Source organism: Methylobacterium phyllosphaerae (genome assembly GCF_001936175.1).
GTDB lineage: Bacteria > Pseudomonadota > Alphaproteobacteria > Rhizobiales > Beijerinckiaceae > Methylobacterium > Methylobacterium fujisawaense.
In genome coordinates this window covers 5,901,602-5,918,004 of sequence record NZ_CP015367.1, presented here as the reverse complement: position 1 = coordinate 5,918,004, position 16,403 = coordinate 5,901,602, and the positions used below count along the sequence as shown (strand labels likewise).

The window sequence follows — 16,403 nt, the reverse complement described above, 5'->3', positions numbered from 1 at the left end:
TGGCCACTATCGACCCAGCCTCCCCGTTGATGTCAGACCGCGCCTTGTCCCTGCCCGGTCAGCAATTGATATTCGGAATTGTTCTCCATCATTGCGTCGATGTCGAATTGTACAGCCTTTAATCGATGGCCGCCCTGAAGATGTTCTGCCAGGCTTACGGGAATGGGTCTGTCGTAAAGATTTTGTTAACCATCTTTGAGGAAAACATTCGTCGAATTGGGCGGCCTCGATGACGGGCAATCCGTGCACCGATGACCCCAACCCTCTCGCTGAGGGCTGCGCAGATGTGCGGATCCGTGCGAGCAAAGAGCCTTTTCTCGATGCCGTCTCTGTCAGGTCAGCCATCTGTTGTGATTTGCCACGGGACGGTCCGTAGCCGCGAACGATTTCTGGTTACGGCCACCGCCACCCTGGCATTGATCGTCAGCTTCTCTGCGCACGCCGCCGAGCAATCCCAACCCCAAGTGGTCATCGGCGCAGATGGCCGGGATGGCAAAGTCGTCATCATTGGCCGGAACACTTCTGCCACGCCCGGCCAGGCTGGCGGCGATCTGACCTTGATCGATGTCGATACCGCAGCCGCCGGGCTTGATCCCGCCGTGACGCTCCAAATTGGCTCGAAGGGCGGACGCGGTGGACGAGGCGACGATTTTGGCCTCGGTTCGGTTTTCGGCGCCAACGGAGGCGCCGGCGGTGCCGTCTCGGTAACGTTGTTGGAGGACGTCGCCGGACTGGGCGACCAAGTCAGCAGCGGCGCTCGGCCGGAGTTCAAGCCCATTCCCCGGTTCCTCGTTTTTTCCCGGGGCGGGGATGGCGGATTCGCCCTCACGAACTTCGGCGGCGGCGGAGATGCCGGCCCAGTTGCGCTCACCGTTTCGTCCATGGTCTCGACCGTGGGGCAAGCCTTCCTTGGCGTGCGAGCGAGCGCCACCGGGGGAAATGCCGGCTCAGGCGGGGTTGCCGCCGACCAGACTGCGTTCCGGAAGGGCGGGACCGGCGGGTCGGCCTCGCTCGTCGTGACGCCGTCCGGGCAGGTGAGCACCGACGGTGCCGGTGCTACTGCGGCGATCGTCGAGTCCATCGGCGGCGCGGGCGGCAACCGCGGAACAGGAACCGCCTACAGCAAACCCGAGGTGACGCAGGGCGGCATCGGTGGCCCTGCGCGCCTCGACATGGCCGGCACGATCAGGACGGCTGGCGACTATGCCTTCGGCGCCCTCGTCCAGAGCATCGGCGGTCGAGGCGGAAGCCAGGGCGATGCAGGTGGACGGGATGGAGCCCGAGGCGGCGACGGCGGCACCGTCACGGTGATCCAGCGCGGCACCGTGGTCACGCAGGGCGATTATGCCCTGGGCATCGTTGCGCAGTCGGTCGGCGGCCCCGGCGGCAGGGGCGGCGACGGCATCTTCGGCGGCGGCAAGGGTGGGGATGCCGCCACGGGCGGATCGGTGACATTGACCAACAGCGGCACCGTGACGACCGGCGGTACCGGGGCGATCGGTCTGGTCGCGCAGAGCATCGGTGGCGGCAGCGCCGACACGGCCCTGCCCCTCTCGCCCCTGGCCGTGAGGTCCGAGGCAAATGGCGGCGGTGCCGGGGGCAGGACGCTGTGGTTCTCCACCGGCGGTACCGGCGGCACCGGGGGGAGAGGCGCCACCGCCGAGATCGTCGATGCCGGCGGCAGGATCGTGACCGCGGGTGACGCCGCATACGGCGCCCTCGTCCAGAGCATCGGCGGCAGCGGCGGCATCGGCGGCGACGCGTTCACGGCGAATGCCTTCTTCTCTGTCGGCCTGGGCGGCAGCGGCGGCGGCGGCGGCGATGGCGGCCTCGCCCGCTTCACGGGCGTCGGCGGTACGGTCGAGACCGGCGGTGACGGCGCGACGGCCGTGCTGGTTCAGAGCATCGGCGGCGGCGGCGGTGCCGGCGGCGAGGCCAGGACCAAGGCGGTGGGTGTAGGGCTTTCGGCGTCGTGGGCGATCGGCGGGAGCGGAGGCCGAGGCGGACAGGGCGGCTCCGCCGTCATCGAGAGCGGCAGCACGGTCACGACCGTCGGCCTCGGCGCGGACGGCCTCGCGGCGCTCAGCATCGGCGGCGGCGGCGGCGTGGGCGGCCTGGCCAACGCGCAAGCGATCACGGCACCCCTCGTGACCCCGACCGGCAAGGCGCTGCCGAGCTTCGCGTTCTCCACCGCGATCGGCGGTTCGGGAGGGGATGGTGGCGCGGGCGGCGCAGCGCGTGTCGCCAACACCGGCCTCGTTACCACTTACGGCGATGGGGCGACCGGCCTCCTCGCCCTCAGCGTTGGCGGCGGCGGCGGAATCGGCGGCAACGCGACGGCCTACGCGCTGGCCGTCGCACCGCCGCAGCAGATGGCTGTGGCTGCCACCACGATCCTCGGCGGCACGGGCGGCGGCGGCGGCAACGGCGGCAGCGCTACCATCACCAATCGCGGGACCGTGCGGACCTCCGGCGACGGCGCGTCCGGCATCGAGGCCCTGAGCATCGGTGGCGGCGGCGGAACCGGCGGTGGCGCGACCGCGACGAGCAACACCTTGAGCCTGCGCCAGAACATCGCCATCACCCGGGGCATCGGCGGGAAGAACCGCGATCGGAGCGGTGGGGAGGGTGGAGGCGGTGGTACCGGCGGCGACGTGACCGTCACTCAGACGGGTCGCGTCATGACCGGAGGCGACGCCGCGATCGGCGTCCTCGCGCTGAGCGTCGGCGGCGGCGGTGGTAATGCCGGGCCGGCCTCGGCAGTCGCGACGTCCGGAGTCTCCTTCGACAAGACCCTCAACGAAGTTCTCGGCAAGCTCCCGATCGCCGACACCCTGTCGGTGAGCGATACCGTTGGCGGCTCAGGCGGCGTCGGCAACCGCGGCGGTACCGTCCAGGTCACGAACGAAGGCACGGTCTTGACCGGCGGTTCGAACGCGACCGGCATCCAGGCCCAGAGCATCGGCGGCGGCGGCGGCAACGGCGGCGAGGTGTCGGGTGCCGCCACGGGTACGTTCAAAATCACCCGACAGCTTGGCGGATCCGGCGGGACCGGTAGCACGGGCGGCCCAGTGGCTGTCGTCAACGCCGCGACCGGCACGGTCGCGACCTCGGGTGACGGCGCACACGGGATCCTTGCCCAGAGCATCGGCGGCGGCGGCGGTACGGGGGGCAGCCTCGCGGCCGGAACGGATGTCGCGCCTGACGCCGTCGGGGAGATCTGGCAGCAGATCAAGCAGGCGATCGGCGTCGAAGCGTATCAGAAGTGGGCCGCCGACAAAAATAACAAGGACGACAAGAAATCGCTTGAACAATTCCTCAAGGACATCAAGGCCAGCGACACCTACAAGGGGCTCGCTGACAAGCTGAAGAAATCGGATTTCGGCAAGGCGCTGAAATCCTACTCGACCGGCATCTCAAACTACCTGGACACACAGAAGAAGACCGGGACCAAGCTGCCCAATATCTCGGCAACTTTGGCTCTCGGCGGCGACGGGGCAAGCGGAGGCTCCGGTGGCGAGGTCAACGTCAAGAACGAGGGGACGATCACGACCCTTGGAGCCTCCGCTCACGGGATCATGGCGCAGAGCATCGGCGGCGGCGGCGGCCAGGGCGGCGTTTCGTTCGCACAGGCCACCAATGCGACCAACATCGCGGCGACCGTCGGCGGCTCGGGCGGCACGGGCAATACTGGCGGTCCTGTGGGGATCCTCAACCTCGGTACGGTCGCTACAGAGGGCAATGCAGCCTACGGCCTCTACGCGCAGAGCATCGGCGGCGGCGGCGGGACCGGTGTCGGCGCCAGCGTCGACAGCCAAGTCAACAAGGGTTTGACACTCAATCTGAACGTCGGCGGCCGCGGTGGTGTCGGCGCGCATGGCGGCGACGTCACGATCGAAAACCGCGGCACCGTCGCGACGGCCGGGATCGAGGCGCATGCCGTTGTCGCTCAGAGCATCGGCGGCGGCGGCGGCAGCTTCGCCGCACCGGCTGGCGACGACGCGGCTGACGATGGCACGACCAGGGACGGCTCCGGGAGCGACGCCAAGAGTGGCGCCAAGGATGACACGAAGAGCGATGCCAAGGCGCTGACGGATGCGCTGCTCGCAGCGCTCGACATCGTACAGATCGCACCGCCGGAGGATCCTGCCTCCGTCTCGGCCAAGTCCGGCAGCCTGACGCTCGGCGGCTCCGGAGCCATGGCGGGCAATGGCGGCACCGTGCGGATCGTTCAGGACGGCACGGTCGCCACGAGCGGCTTCGGCGCGGTCGGCATCCTGGCCCAGAGCATCGGCGGCGGCGGCGGGCTCGCCTCCGTGGCGGCGGGACCGGGCGGCCATAAATATACGTTCGGGCTGGGCGGCACGGGCGGTGCCGCTGGCGATGGCGGTTCGATCCAGGTCAGGATGGGGGCGAGCGCGCAGATCCTGACCACCGGCGACGCGGCACCGGCCCTGCTCTTGCAGTCGATCGGCGGTGGCGGCGGCTACGGCGGCGCCCATCAGGCCATGGGCTACGCGATCCCCTACGGACTGGCGGACGGCAGTAGCGGCTCCGGCGGTGCGGTCAGGGTCAACCTGGAGCAGGGCTCCGTCATCCGCACCGCGGGCACGCAATCCCACGGCATCGTCGCTCAGAGCCTCGGCGGAGGTGGCGGGCTCCTCGTCGGCCTGTCCGGCGAGACGGGGATGCAGCCCGTGCGAAGCCGCGCCGTAACCGGGAGCGGCGGCGATATCTCCATCGAGTCGGCCGGGTCGATCATCGCGTCCGGCCTGGACGCCCACGCGATCCTGGCACAATCCGGCGTCCAGCGGACCGATGGTAGCCTCGAGCTCGATCCGAGCCGCAGCGGCAAGATCGTCATCCGGGTCAGCGGCCTCGTCACTGGCGGCAGCGGCGCGGGCGCGGCGATGCGCGTCGAGGGTGGGCACGACAATAGGATCGCCATCGAGGAGGGCGCCGTGGTCAGCGCCGCCTCGGGCCGGGCGATCGTCGGCGCGTTCACCACCGGCACGATCACCAATCGCGGTACGCTGATCGGCGATGTCGACCTCACAGGCGGAGGGCAGACGGGTCGCGTCCTGTTCGACAACGGATTCGACGGCGCAGCTTCGGCGATCCTGCGCACCGGTCCCGACGGTGTCATCGCCCTGGGAGATGGCGGCCGCCTGCGCAACGGCGCCATCCTCGACATCGGCGGGGTCGGCAAAGTCGCCCGGGCGACGATAACCGGCAATTTCGAGCAGACCGAGTCCGGGCGCCTGTTGGTCGATATCGCACCGCTGGCGACAGATCCCGCCTTGCGGAACGATCTTCTGACCGTCACCGGCACTGCCTCCCTGAGGGGCGTGGTCGAGCCGCACGTGATCGATGGTCTCTCGCCCGGCCGCTACACTTTCCTCAGGGCCGGCCAAGTGGAGAACGTCGGCGCCAGCGCCACCGGAAGCAGCATCAGCTCGGGGGCCATCCCAATCTCCTGGACGATCGTCTCGACGGGGAACAGCATCGCGCTGGTGCCGCAGGCTCATTTCACGGCGCCGGTCGGCGTGACCCTGACCGAGGACCAGCGCAGCGTGGCGCAAGGCCTGCAGGATGCCTGGGACGGAAACACGACGAAGCTGGGCACGCTCTACGGACGCTTCCTCTCCGTCGACAGCTCGAAGGCCTATGCCGCCGCCCTGGACGAGTTGAAGCCAGAATCCAACCAGGACAACCTGACCGACCGGACGCTCGATACCCGCAAGGGTCTCCAGCGCGCCATGAGTTGCCCGGCGTTCACGGGAACCGGTACGCTCCTGCGTGAGGGTGAATGCGTCTGGGGGCGCATCACCAGCGCTCACACGACCCAATCCGCCACCGCGGACGACGTTGGCTACCGTCAGACCGCCCTCAGCTACCAAAGCGGACTCCAGACCGAGTTCGCCCCGGACTGGTTCTTCGGCCTCACTGGCGCCTACACACGGGCGATCCAGAGCGACCCCGACCGGATCACCGGGACAACGAGCGATGCCGCCGATGTCTCTGCGGCGCTCAAGCACCAGATTGGCCCCTGGCTGCTCGCGGCTTCGGCCAATCTTGGTTATTCCTGGGCCGACAACAAACGCCTGATCGATTTTGGTGGCGCTACCGCCACGGCGCGCAGCAAGTCCGGGATCCTCACCGCGGGCGGTCGGCTGCGGGCGAGCTACCAAGTCTTGTTCGGCGACTGGTATCTCAAGCCCTACGCGGATCTGGACCTGCTCTACAGCTACAGCCCCGCCTATTCCGAGACCGGGGCGCCGGGCTTCAACCTCGACATGCGGCCGGTGGCCAAGACGCTGGTGGCATTCAGCCCGATGATGGAGATCGGCGGCCGGATCGACCTCGACGGGGGGCGCTGGGTCCGCCCCTACGGCACCCTTGGCGTGACACTCCTGTCGGACGACCATTTCACCGGCAAGGCGAGCTTTAACGGGACCGGCGCGCTGGGCCTGTTCGCTACGGAATCATCGATCCCCGATCGCCTCGGCGAAGTGGGGCTGGGTTTTCAGGTCAGCCTCGGTGGCGGCATCGAGGTGACCGGCGAGTATCAAGGTCAAGTCGGAGACCACTTCCTCTCGCATGCGGGGACTGCTCGGATGCAGCTGCGCTTCTGAGAAAGGCTGCTGCCGACCTCACCAACACCGATCGCGGTCGATTGGATGCCGTGGGGCATCTGCTTCCTACACTTTCGTCCAAAAGCGGACCGTCTCCAAACGACCCATATCGACCGTCCCGACAGCCGTTGCTACGTCCCGAAAGCGGTCCTTCTCGGTGCTGGGCGACGCAAGTTCGAAGCGGACAGAGATCGGACGCATCAGACGGGGATGCGGACGCGCACTGGACCACGATGATGACCTCGCGTGGAGGCCGAGCCACCTGGAACTATCCGACCTTCGCGAACGTCGCGCGCACATCTGCGACCAAGGCCGAAGGGTTCTCCATGGCCGCGAAATGTCCGCCCCTTGGGGGCCGGTTGTAATGACGCAGGTCCACGAAACGCTTTTCCGCCCAGCGCCGTGACAGCCGCATCACCTCACCGGGGAACACACTGACGCCGGCTGGCAGCGGCATGGGTTCGTTCGGCATACCCGCTTGGCCTTGCGCGTTGTCCCAATAGAACCGCGCCGAGCTGGCTCCGGCGTTCGGCAGCCAGTAGAGCATGATGTCGTCGAGCATGTGGTCCAGCGGGATCACCCGCTCGGGCTCGCCGCCGCTGTCGGTCACGTCCTGAAACAGCGCGTAGATCCAGGCCGCCAGCCCCACCGGCGAGTCCGCCAGCGCAAATCCGACCGACTGCGGACGCGTGTTCTGGAGCTTCATGTAACCCGACTGCACCCGGTCGTATCGCGCCATGCCGGACAGCATCGCCTGCTCCTCCGGCGTCGCGTCCGCGATCTCGTCCTCGGTCGGCTGGAACATGACCATATTCAGGTGGATGCCGGCGAGGCCGGGCGCGCGCATGTGCGCCAGCACCGTCACCACGGCCGCACCCCAATCGCCGCCCTGGGCGAACCACCGGTCGCCATAGCCCAGCCTCTGCATCAGTTCGACATAGGCGCCAGCGACGCGGCCGACGTTCCAACCCGGCTCGGTCGGCTTGTCGGAGAATCCGAACCCCGGCATCGACGGGATCACGAGGTGGAACGCACACCGCGGATTTCCGCCATGCGCCGCAGGGTCGGTCAGCGGCCCGATCACGTCGCGGAACTCCAGGATCGAGCCTGGCCAGCCATGCGCCAGCAAGAGCGGTTGGGCATCGGGCTCGGGCGAGCGGACATGCAGGAAGTGGATGCCGAGGCCGTCGATAACGGTGCGGCTGCTGCCCCAGCCGTTGATGAGGGCTTCTGCCACCCGCCAATCGTAGCCATCGTGCCAGCGGCCGACCAGACGGCGGATGGCGTGCACGGTCGGACCTTGGCTCCCGTCGGTGACGGTGCCGGCATCGGGCCAGCGGGTGCGGGCGAGGCGGTCGGACAGGTCGGTCAGGTCGGCGTCGGCGACCCGGATCGGGAAGGGAGTGATAGCGTCGGTCATGGCATGGCTTTCCCTTGGCGGGTCGATGCTCAGCGGATCGTGGGGGCGAGGACGGCTGCGGCGCTGGTCCAATCGGTCTTGCCGTAGCGGGTGTTGTCGAAGCCGTGCAGCTTGCCGCGCCCGGTCGACATGTCGCGCAGGTATTGCATCCCCTGCCACGCCGGGAACGGCGCGTCGGTCTCCGGGGTCAGCGCGCGCGCGACAGCTATGATCGCGCTCAGGCGACCGATGCCGCCGGCGCGCAGCAGCCGCCAGCGCCGGCCTTCCAGGCTGGTCAACAGCTCGGCCAGCCCGCGCGGGCTGATCTGATCGCCCGAGATGCGCAGATGGCGGGGCGCAGCAGGGTCGAGCGCCGCGTCCGCGGTGTAGGCGGCGACGTCGTCCTTGGCGGTGAAGTCGAACACCTGGTCGGCATCGCCCCAGAAGAGGACGCGGCGAAAGCGGTGCAGCACGATAGGAGCCTGGCCTTCGAGGAGGTCGGCGAACGGCCCGTTGAGTATCGAGGTCGCACGGATCCGTGCCGCATCGAGGCGGGCCGCGAATTGGCGTCGCAGGTCCATGTTGCGATTGTCGCCCGGCCGAGTTGTCAGATAGTCCAGGCAGAAGTCGGACGGGATGAAGCGCGGCACGCCGGCTGCCACCGCCGCGTCGAGCAGTTGCCCTTGCGTGTCGAGGATCACCGGCGCGGTACCGTTCAGCGCAGACACGACGCACGCGGCGCCGGAGACGGCGTGAGTCAGCGCAACACCGTTTCCGAAATCCACGGAGACTTGCTCGACGTTGCCGCGGGCCAGCTCATCGGCCGGCCGGCGCACCAGCGCCCGTACCGGCCTACCCTTGGCCGTCAGTGCCTTGACGATCCGGGTGCCGAGATCGCCGGTGGCTCCTGCCACGACCACCAAGTGCTGGGTCTGCGCGCCATCCACCACTCATTCCTCCATCCGCTCGCCGATCAGGTGAATAGGCGTTGCGCTCTCCTGCGATTAGCTGGGCGAGATGGGATAGGGTGTTGCAAAAGGTGGAACGACAATGCAGCTCTCCGACCTGCGCGCGTTCGTGCGCATCACCGACCTGATGAGCGTGTCGGCCGCGGCGCGCGCGCTCGGCCTGCCGAAGTCGGGGGTCAGCCGCGCGCTCGCACGGCTAGAGCGCGATCTCGGCGTGGTGCTGATGGACCGCTCGACGCGGCATTTGCGGCTGACCGACGCCGGCACGCTGTTTCGGCCGCACGCGCTCCGCATCCTGGCCGACGTGGACGAGGCAGGCACGGCACTCGAAGGGTTGGGAGGCGTTCCGGCCGGTACGCTGCGGGTCAGCCTGCCTTTCACGGTCGCGACCGCACTGGTCGCTCCCATGCTGCCGGGGTTCATGGCCGCCTATCCCCAGGTCCGCGTGATGCTGGCGGTCGAGAACCGGTTCATCGACATGCCGGCCGAGACGGCCGACCTGCTGATCCGGGTGGGACCGCTCGTGGACAGCGACCTGATCGCACGCCGGCTGCTGGTCTCGGAGGCATGGCTCTGCGCCAGCCACGGCTACCTCGCGGCGCGGGGAACGCCCGCTCACGCCGCCGACCTCACCGACCATACGCTGATCGGATACGGCGACCGGGCCATGGCCTACCAGGACAATGCGACCGGCGACGCCAGACGCATCGAGCTGCCGCCGGCCGTCGCCATCTCCGACTCCGCGGCTCTGCTGCCAGTGCTACTGGGCGGCGCCGGCATCGCGTACCTGCCAGATTTCCTTGCGAGGCCGTACGTCGCGGACGGCCGGCTGGTTCGGCTATGGCCCACCGCCGAGGGCATCGAGACCGTGATTCACGCGATCTACCCGAGCCACCGCAGCTTGTCGGCCAAGGTGCGAGTCTTCATCGACGCGCTGGTTGCCAGCTTCGATGGATTGCAGCGTTAGCGATAAGTCGAAGCTGCAATCCGGCACAGGGTTTGCCGTCTTCCCGGGCACCCTCCCGGCTGATCGCCAGTCCAGTCATTGCGCGTCTCACGGCATCGTCACAGTTGGATTGAGTGAATGTGTTGCCTTCCGATTCTCAATGTTTTCGGGACGGCAACATCGCCCATCAACGTCAGCTTTCGATGCGTCCTTGCCCTGAAGCCGAAGGACTGCCGTCCACCGATCGAAGGCACTCGGAGGCGCGTTGGCGCCGCGGGAGCTGGCCGAGGGCTACCAGCTTGCTTTGGCGAACGGCCCTCGGCAGAGCGGACGCACTTCTGCGGCCCCGCGCACGGCTTCAGTCCCTCACGCGGGCGATGACCGCTACCGGCCCGCCGCCATCCGGCCCCTGATGCTCAGCGCCGCCGGAGACGAACAGGTCCGTCCGGCCGATCGCCGCGGCGGCCACGCCGCCGACCAAGGCGCGGGCGTGCCGGGTGGCGTTGATATCGCTGTCGTCGTTCATGATGTGGCGCCGTCCCCGGATCAGGCCGTCGTGGGAGGGCTCGGCCTTGGCGAGCAGGGCGATCACGCGCTCCGACTCATGAGGCGGCAACTGCCCCGCTTCCAGGAAGCCGAGGTCGGTGAGCACCCCCCGAATGGCGGGCAGGTCGATGCCGTCGTCCATGACCCGGTGGGCGATGGCGAGCGGGCCTGTCCAGCCCTGGGAGTTGCCGAGCACGATGATCTCGTTGCGCATCAGCTCGATCCCCGCCGAGCAGCTGGCGCGGCCGGAGAAAAGATCGCGTCGGGTGCCGATGGCGGAATCCGTGAGATGTTCGCGGTCGACCTCCCCGAGGGCGAGGGCGATGCCGAGCGCCGAGGCGCCGCGGGATAAGCCCATCGAGGCGTAGGTGTCGTGTGTGGCAACGCCGTGGCCCCGGGCGGCCGCCTCGGCGATCCGAGCGCTCGTCAGGAGCGGGCACTTCACCTGCACCAAATGCACGTCGGCGGGATCGGTGAGCCCCGCCTCTGCCATGGCCCGGCCGACCGCCGCCGCAGTCGCCTCGACCTGCGCCATCCGGCCGATCTCCTCCGCCCGGAACTCCTGCGTGAAGGCCGTGCCGATGGCGAGCGCCTTGCCCTCCGGCACCGCAGGGCTGTCACGCCGGGCGAGGACGAGGAAGTGCGGCGACAGCCCGCCTTCGGTGCCGCCGGACATGACGAGGGCGATCCGCGCGCCGACCTCCGCCGCCGTGCAGCCGAGGGCGGTGGCGAGCGCCGTCTCCAGGGCCATCACCGCAAGCTGCCGGGTGAAGTCATTCACGCAGCCATTGCCCTCGGTCTTGCCGAAGATCGCGACGATCTCGGTCACGTCCACCGCCCCGGAAGCGACGAGGCCCATCACCTCGGAGACGTCGGCGGGATGCTGCGCGGGCACGCGGAAGACGAGGCATTCGGGCATGGGGGAACCGGGGTGGAAAAAAGGGGCGCCGCCCTTCCATCGGGGCAAACCCATCGTCCGTCCGCGCGCCCAGCGACGACAGGGACCGGCACGATCGGGTGACCAGCAGGGGCAAGCACAGACCGGACCATCTTCGGAGAATCCCTGAGACTTCTACCGCCCGGGCGGAGCAAGTCGTCGATCGGCTCCCGACTCCGAACCAGCACATTGGCCCAATCTGCGGTAGAAGCAGACCGTCTCCAGACCACTCCCTACCGCCGTTCCGGTAGCGACCCAACCCGGTCACTCAACCGGCCGAGATAAATTCCCATACGCGGACGCAGCTGGGTGCGACTTCCCGTTCACAGAATGGCGGCGCTATGGACACCATTTCTGAAGATTGTATACGATCGTCATAGATATCAGCTGAGGTGTTGTGTCCAGGTGACGACGACCATTCAACGTCGGTGATGGCACATGCCTCAGCGGGCGGTGAGCACAAGACCTGTCGATGCATCTTCTTCATTCTACAGCTACGCTGCCGCCTGCGAACAGGTTCAAGGTCTGGCGCGATCTGCTGGCGGACCGATACGGAGAGTTCGAGTTTACCCGCCTTGGTGACCGGCCGTTCACGAGCAAGGTCGAGGCGACGAAGATCGGGTCCTTGCCGATCGCGCGTTTCACGCAAAGTGCAGCAGAGCAAACAAGCCGAAGGCGCCCGTCGAGCCACGCCCCTGACTCGGTGCTGGCACTCTTCAAGCTGGCCGGAACGACGTCGGGAACCATGCAGGAAGACCGAGCGGCCGTTCAACGCCCCGGCGATCTGGTCTTGCTCAATCGTCGGCCCTCCGTGCTGGGAACAGCTGACGATGGCCAGTCACTAGTGATCGAACTGCCGCGCGCGCGCCTGGAGGGCCTGTTTGGTCCGTCCAACCTCTACACGTCCTTGACCATCGGGGCGGAGTTGGCCTCCACGACGCTGGCCCTGACTTACTTCCGGGAGCTGATCCGGGTCGAGGGACAGCTTGGCGCCGACACGGCGGAGCGCATGTCGTCGATCGGGCTGGACCTGATCATGGCCAGCATCGCTGAGCGCTTGGCCAAGGAAGTGCCCCGGCCGCTGCACGGTAGCGTCGTGGTCCAGCGTGCCAAGGCTTACGTCGAAGCCAATCTGCACGACCAGACGCTCGATCCGCCTCGACTTGCAGCCGCCATGGGTGTCTCGCTACGGCGGCTGCAGGAGCTGTTCCACGAGCGCGGTCAGCACATCTCCGACTGGATCTGGGAGCGCCGGCTGGCGGTGGCTGCGAAGCGCTTGGCCGACCCAGCCTCGTTGCACCTACCGATTGGCACGCTGGCTTATGAGTCCGGGTTCACCAGCCAGGCGCACTTCTCTCGGCGCTTCAAGCACAGGTACGGCTGCTCACCCGGTGAGCATCGACGAGCGGCGCAACAGTCAGTTCGATGATCCGGCTGAGGCTACGGACAGCGGCTTAACGGCCCTGCACACGCCAGTTGGTTTTGACCCCGAGTCGGGCGCAAGATCCTTGTCTATCGATAACCAGAACTCGAACGTCATTTAACCTTGGTCATTTGCTTGAAAGCAGACCGGCGGGAAACCACCCTGAGCGGCCCTCCCGCAATCGACCCCACCCAGTCGTCCAATGCCGCCTGAGCAGGCCCGGTCAGCAGACGTGCAAATGCTGGGACGTCGAAGCCGATCCTGCGGTAGGCGACGCGCCGGACATCGTTGGGATATTGCAACGCACCACCCTGCTGATGTACGAGGGCGGTATAGGACAGGACCCGGTGAAAGCCCGGGTGGCTCTTCCGGCCGCCAATCCGCCGGACCACGCAATCGACGGCGACTGTGTCACGGACTCCCGCGGGGGCCGACCTGCCGTCTTGCGCCTCCCGCACGGGTTTGCAGACGCTTCGCGTGCCGGGACGATGAAAGTCCCTATCCAACATGAACTTCGCACATCTCCGGAGCGAATGGGTTCCGAACACGGTCACGCGTGAATTATTGGCCGGCGCGGTGGTCGCCCTGGCCCTCATTCCAGAAGCCATCGCCTTCTCGATCATCGCAGGCGTCGACCCCAAGGTCGGCCTCTACGCCTCCTTCTGTATCGCCGTGGTCACCGCATTCGCCGGCGGCCGCCCGGCGATGATCTCCGCCGCCACCGGCGCCATGGCGCTCCTCATGGTCGGCCTCGTGAAGGACCACGGCGTCGGCTACCTGTTTGCCGCCACCATCCTCACCGGGCTCCTGCAGATCGTCGCCGGGGCCCTGCGCCTGGGCAACCTGATGCGGTTCGTCTCGCGGTCGGTGGTCACCGGTTTCGTCAACGCCTTGGCGATCCTGATCTTCCTGGCGCAGATGCCCGAGCTCCTCGGCCAAGGCACGACGGTCTACGTCATGACCGCCGTTGGCCTCGGCATCATCTACGGGCTGCCGTACCTGACCAAGGCCGTGCCATCACCGCTGGTGACCATCATCCTGCTTACCGCCGTCTCGATGTACCTCGGCCTCGGCATCCACAGGGTCGGCGACATGGGGGCGCTCCCGAGCGAGCTGCCGTGGGTGGCCCTGCCACAGGTGCCGTTCACCCTCGACACGCTGTGGATCATCCTTCCGGTCTCGCTGACCTTGACCATGGTCGGTTTGCTGGAGAGCCTGATGACGGCGGCGATCGTCGACGAGATGACCGACACCACCTCGAACAAGAACCGTGAGTGCGCCGGTCAGGGCGTGGCCAACATCACCTCCGGATTTTTTGGCGGCATGGCTGGCTGCGCCATGATCGGGCAGTCGGTCATCAACGTGTCCTCCGGTGGGCGCGGCCGTCTCTCGACGTTGTTCTCGGGCGTGTTCCTGCTCTTCCTCATCGTGGTGCTCGGGCCCTACGTGGCACAGGTTCCGATGGCATCGCTCGTGGCCGTGATGATCATGGTCTCGATCAACACCTTTCAATGGAAGTCTCTGCGCACCCTGGTCACCCATCCGAAGGCGTCGAGCGTGGTCATGCTCGGCACTGTCGCTGTGGTGGTCGCCACTCACGACCTCGCCAAGGGCGTGCTGTTCGGCGTGGTCTTGAGTGGGTTGTTCTTCGCCCACAAGGTCACGAAGTTCTTCGCCGTCCGGTCTTCCCGTGGCGAGGGCGACGTGCGGACCTACCGGATAACCGGGCAGATTTTCTTCGCCACGGCGGAAGCCTTCCACGCCGCCTTCGACTTCCGCGAGGAAGGGCTGACGGGCGTGGTGATCGACCTGCAGGCGGCACACTTCTGGGACATCTCGGCTATCAACGCTCTTGACCGGGTCGTCCTGAAGCTCCGCCACCATGGCATCACGGTCGACGTCGTCGGCATGAACGAGGCGACGGCAACCATGGTCGAGCGTATCGGCACTCACGATAAGCCCGGGGCGACGTTCGCCGTCGGCGGTCACTGATCCGACGGCAGGCCATCCTCGAATCGCGCTGGCGGGCCGAGGATGGCCGATTCCCGGTAAACCCACTCAGAAGCAGTCAGGCTGCTTGCCACCCCCAGCCGCCGTTCCGCACTCGACCCATACCAGGCGTGCGGGTCGCGGTCGCCGCTTCCTGATAGCGGACACATGTCAGCCGACACCCAGTTTTAGGTGGAGATGCTTGACATATAAAAAACTGACTTCATTCTAAAAGCAATTATATCTAATTACCCGGTCCGCAGGGTTGATTTGTAAATAAACCAGGGCTGCATTCCGGGATGGGTTTCCCCGACCAATCATGTCTAGGAAACCGGTGTATGAAAAATGCGAGCACAGCAGCCATGCCAAATACGCAACACAAAATAGAGATTGTCAATGTGATGATGAGTTGTTTCAATATATGATGTCCCTGTAAGAAATCATGCATAATTGTAAATACAGCTTAGGTCTTCCAACTTCTGAGACGACCGGTGCGCTGACCGAATAAGCCGCCAGGAATTATGCCGAGCATCAGAAAGATATAGCTTGTTGCAATTCCCGCCACGAGTATGATCAGCACGTCTATCCGATCTTGGGCGTACGCCATCGCTGCCGGCACTATGAATATGAGCGGTGCAAACCTGTTGGCACGCCATCCAAATCGCGAACGCTGAAAACCTCGCAGGTAGCCCAGGACGAAACCGCCGATCAGAGAGAAAATTGGAGCGGTAAATAAAATCATTCCGATGCTCGCTCAGTTTTATTATAGTCGCATTCCGAAAATCTTAGTGGCAAAACGTAAGCAAAAAGTACGTGCATCTCTCCCTATCTTAGGTTTAACGAACTTGCCGCGGGTCGCGAACTGGCGTTCCATGATGTTCGCTTCGATGCATCATTCGCCTGGAAGCCGACCGGCGGAAAACCACCCTTCGCGGATCTTCCGCCTGTTTTTGGCTCAGGAAATTCCGAGGAGGTGAGATCGCAGGAAACGCCAGCTACCGCCGACCTTCCTGTAAACCTGGGCCGCCACACCCAGCCCGGCGGGATGACGGCCGATTTTGCCGGACGAGTGAAATCGGCCATCGAGAACAAGATGGGTCACCACCACGACAGCTTTGGTCCGAAATTGATCGAAGATCGGGTAGTGGAAGAGCCTACGATCAATCTGCATATTCGGCTCCGAGCTAGCCTCGAATTCCGCAATGCGCTCGGCAGTGTAGCTCCCCAACTCCGCGTCCGTGCAGAAGGCGGTTGCATCGGCACGTTGGTCGGGATCGACGATTGCGCGGAAGTCTCCCGTCGTGGGCCGCACGGTACTCCCTACCTCGGCACGGACGACGCGCATGCTGTCAGCGTCGAGCATGGTTCGATCCCAATCGGTGCCATATCGACAACGTCCAGGCGCTGCCTCCTTGGCGATCACTGCCCTAAAAACCTCCCGAGCCTCTCGGTCGCGGCTCGACAGGTTAGCTTGGGCTTGCGGAGCCTGCGCATGGACGGGGAGGCAACTTACCGCGAAAGCAACAGCTGTCGCAGCGAGAGACACACGCACAAACGTAG

The 16,403-nt window shown here is 66.3% G+C and carries 8 protein-coding genes and 1 other annotated feature; of the genes, 4 read left to right on the top strand and 4 right to left on the bottom strand.

What is annotated here, in order from left to right; all coding sequences use genetic code 11:
• Positions 1-251 precede the first annotated feature (251 nt).
• The gene (locus MCBMB27_RS26940; RefSeq protein WP_236953028.1) at positions 252-6,635 is read left to right on the top strand and encodes an autotransporter outer membrane beta-barrel domain-containing protein; all 6,384 of its coding nucleotides are present in this window, start codon (positions 252-254) and stop codon (positions 6,633-6,635) included.
• Positions 6,636-6,903: 268 nt separating this feature from the next.
• On the opposite strand, the gene MCBMB27_RS26935 is transcribed toward MCBMB27_RS26940, so the two are convergent.
• Complete coding sequence (locus tag MCBMB27_RS26935; RefSeq protein WP_075381737.1) at positions 6,904-8,055, bottom strand: epoxide hydrolase family protein; 1,152 nt, start codon at positions 8,053-8,055, stop codon at positions 6,904-6,906.
• Between the two features lie 29 nt (positions 8,056-8,084).
• Positions 8,085-8,981, bottom strand: a complete 897-nt coding sequence (locus MCBMB27_RS26930; RefSeq protein WP_210187513.1) for an NmrA family NAD(P)-binding protein — start codon at positions 8,979-8,981, stop codon at positions 8,085-8,087.
• A 103-nt stretch (positions 8,982-9,084) separates the two neighbouring features.
• On the opposite strand from MCBMB27_RS26930, the gene MCBMB27_RS26925 reads away from it, so the two are divergent.
• Positions 9,085-9,969: a LysR family transcriptional regulator gene (locus MCBMB27_RS26925; protein ID WP_075381735.1), complete on the top strand. Its 885-nt coding sequence runs from the start codon at positions 9,085-9,087 to the stop codon at positions 9,967-9,969.
• Positions 9,970-10,306: 337 nt separating this feature from the next.
• On the opposite strand, the gene atzD is transcribed toward MCBMB27_RS26925, so the two are convergent.
• Positions 10,307-11,413 (bottom strand): cyanuric acid amidohydrolase, encoded by a 1,107-nt coding sequence (atzD, locus tag MCBMB27_RS26920; RefSeq protein ID WP_075381734.1) that lies wholly within the window; start codon positions 11,411-11,413, stop codon positions 10,307-10,309.
• A gap of 490 nt (positions 11,414-11,903) precedes the next feature.
• Between atzD and MCBMB27_RS26915 the strand changes: the two genes are divergently transcribed.
• Together MCBMB27_RS26915 and MCBMB27_RS26910 are read left to right on the top strand one after the other, a co-directional pair.
• Positions 11,904-12,860 carry a helix-turn-helix domain-containing protein gene (locus tag MCBMB27_RS26915; protein ID WP_075381733.1) on the top strand — a complete coding sequence of 319 codons (957 nt, stop codon included), beginning with the start codon at positions 11,904-11,906 and terminating at the stop codon, positions 12,858-12,860.
• 331 nt (positions 12,861-13,191) lie between these two features.
• Positions 13,192-13,247, top strand: a sequence feature (sul1 is cis-regulatory element that is thought to sense ions involved in sulfur or methionine metabolism; They are found in Alphaproteobacteria).
• Between the two features lie 114 nt (positions 13,248-13,361).
• The gene (locus MCBMB27_RS26910) at positions 13,362-14,846 is read left to right on the top strand and encodes a SulP family inorganic anion transporter (protein ID WP_075381732.1); all 1,485 of its coding nucleotides are present in this window, start codon (positions 13,362-13,364) and stop codon (positions 14,844-14,846) included.
• A 952-nt stretch (positions 14,847-15,798) separates the two neighbouring features.
• Here the strand turns inward: MCBMB27_RS26910 and MCBMB27_RS26905 are convergent.
• Positions 15,799-16,206 (bottom strand): hypothetical protein, encoded by a 408-nt coding sequence (locus MCBMB27_RS26905; protein ID WP_075381731.1) that lies wholly within the window; start codon positions 16,204-16,206, stop codon positions 15,799-15,801.
• Positions 16,207-16,403 lie beyond the last annotated feature (197 nt).

Coding starts and splice junctions, on each gene's coding strand:
- atzD (WP_075381734.1), bottom strand. CDS start 11,413: ATGCCCGAATGCCTCGTCTTCCGCGTGCCCGCGCAGCATCCCGCCGAC.
- MCBMB27_RS26915 (WP_075381733.1), top strand. CDS start 11,904: ATGCATCTTCTTCATTCTACAGCTACGCTGCCGCCTGCGAACAGGTTC.
- MCBMB27_RS26910 (WP_075381732.1), top strand. CDS start 13,362: ATGAACTTCGCACATCTCCGGAGCGAATGGGTTCCGAACACGGTCACG.
- MCBMB27_RS26940 (WP_236953028.1), top strand. CDS start 252: ATGACCCCAACCCTCTCGCTGAGGGCTGCGCAGATGTGCGGATCCGTG.
- MCBMB27_RS26905 (WP_075381731.1), bottom strand. CDS start 16,206: ATGCTCGACGCTGACAGCATGCGCGTCGTCCGTGCCGAGGTAGGGAGT.
- MCBMB27_RS26935 (WP_075381737.1), bottom strand. CDS start 8,055: ATGACCGACGCTATCACTCCCTTCCCGATCCGGGTCGCCGACGCCGAC.
- MCBMB27_RS26925 (WP_075381735.1), top strand. CDS start 9,085: ATGCAGCTCTCCGACCTGCGCGCGTTCGTGCGCATCACCGACCTGATG.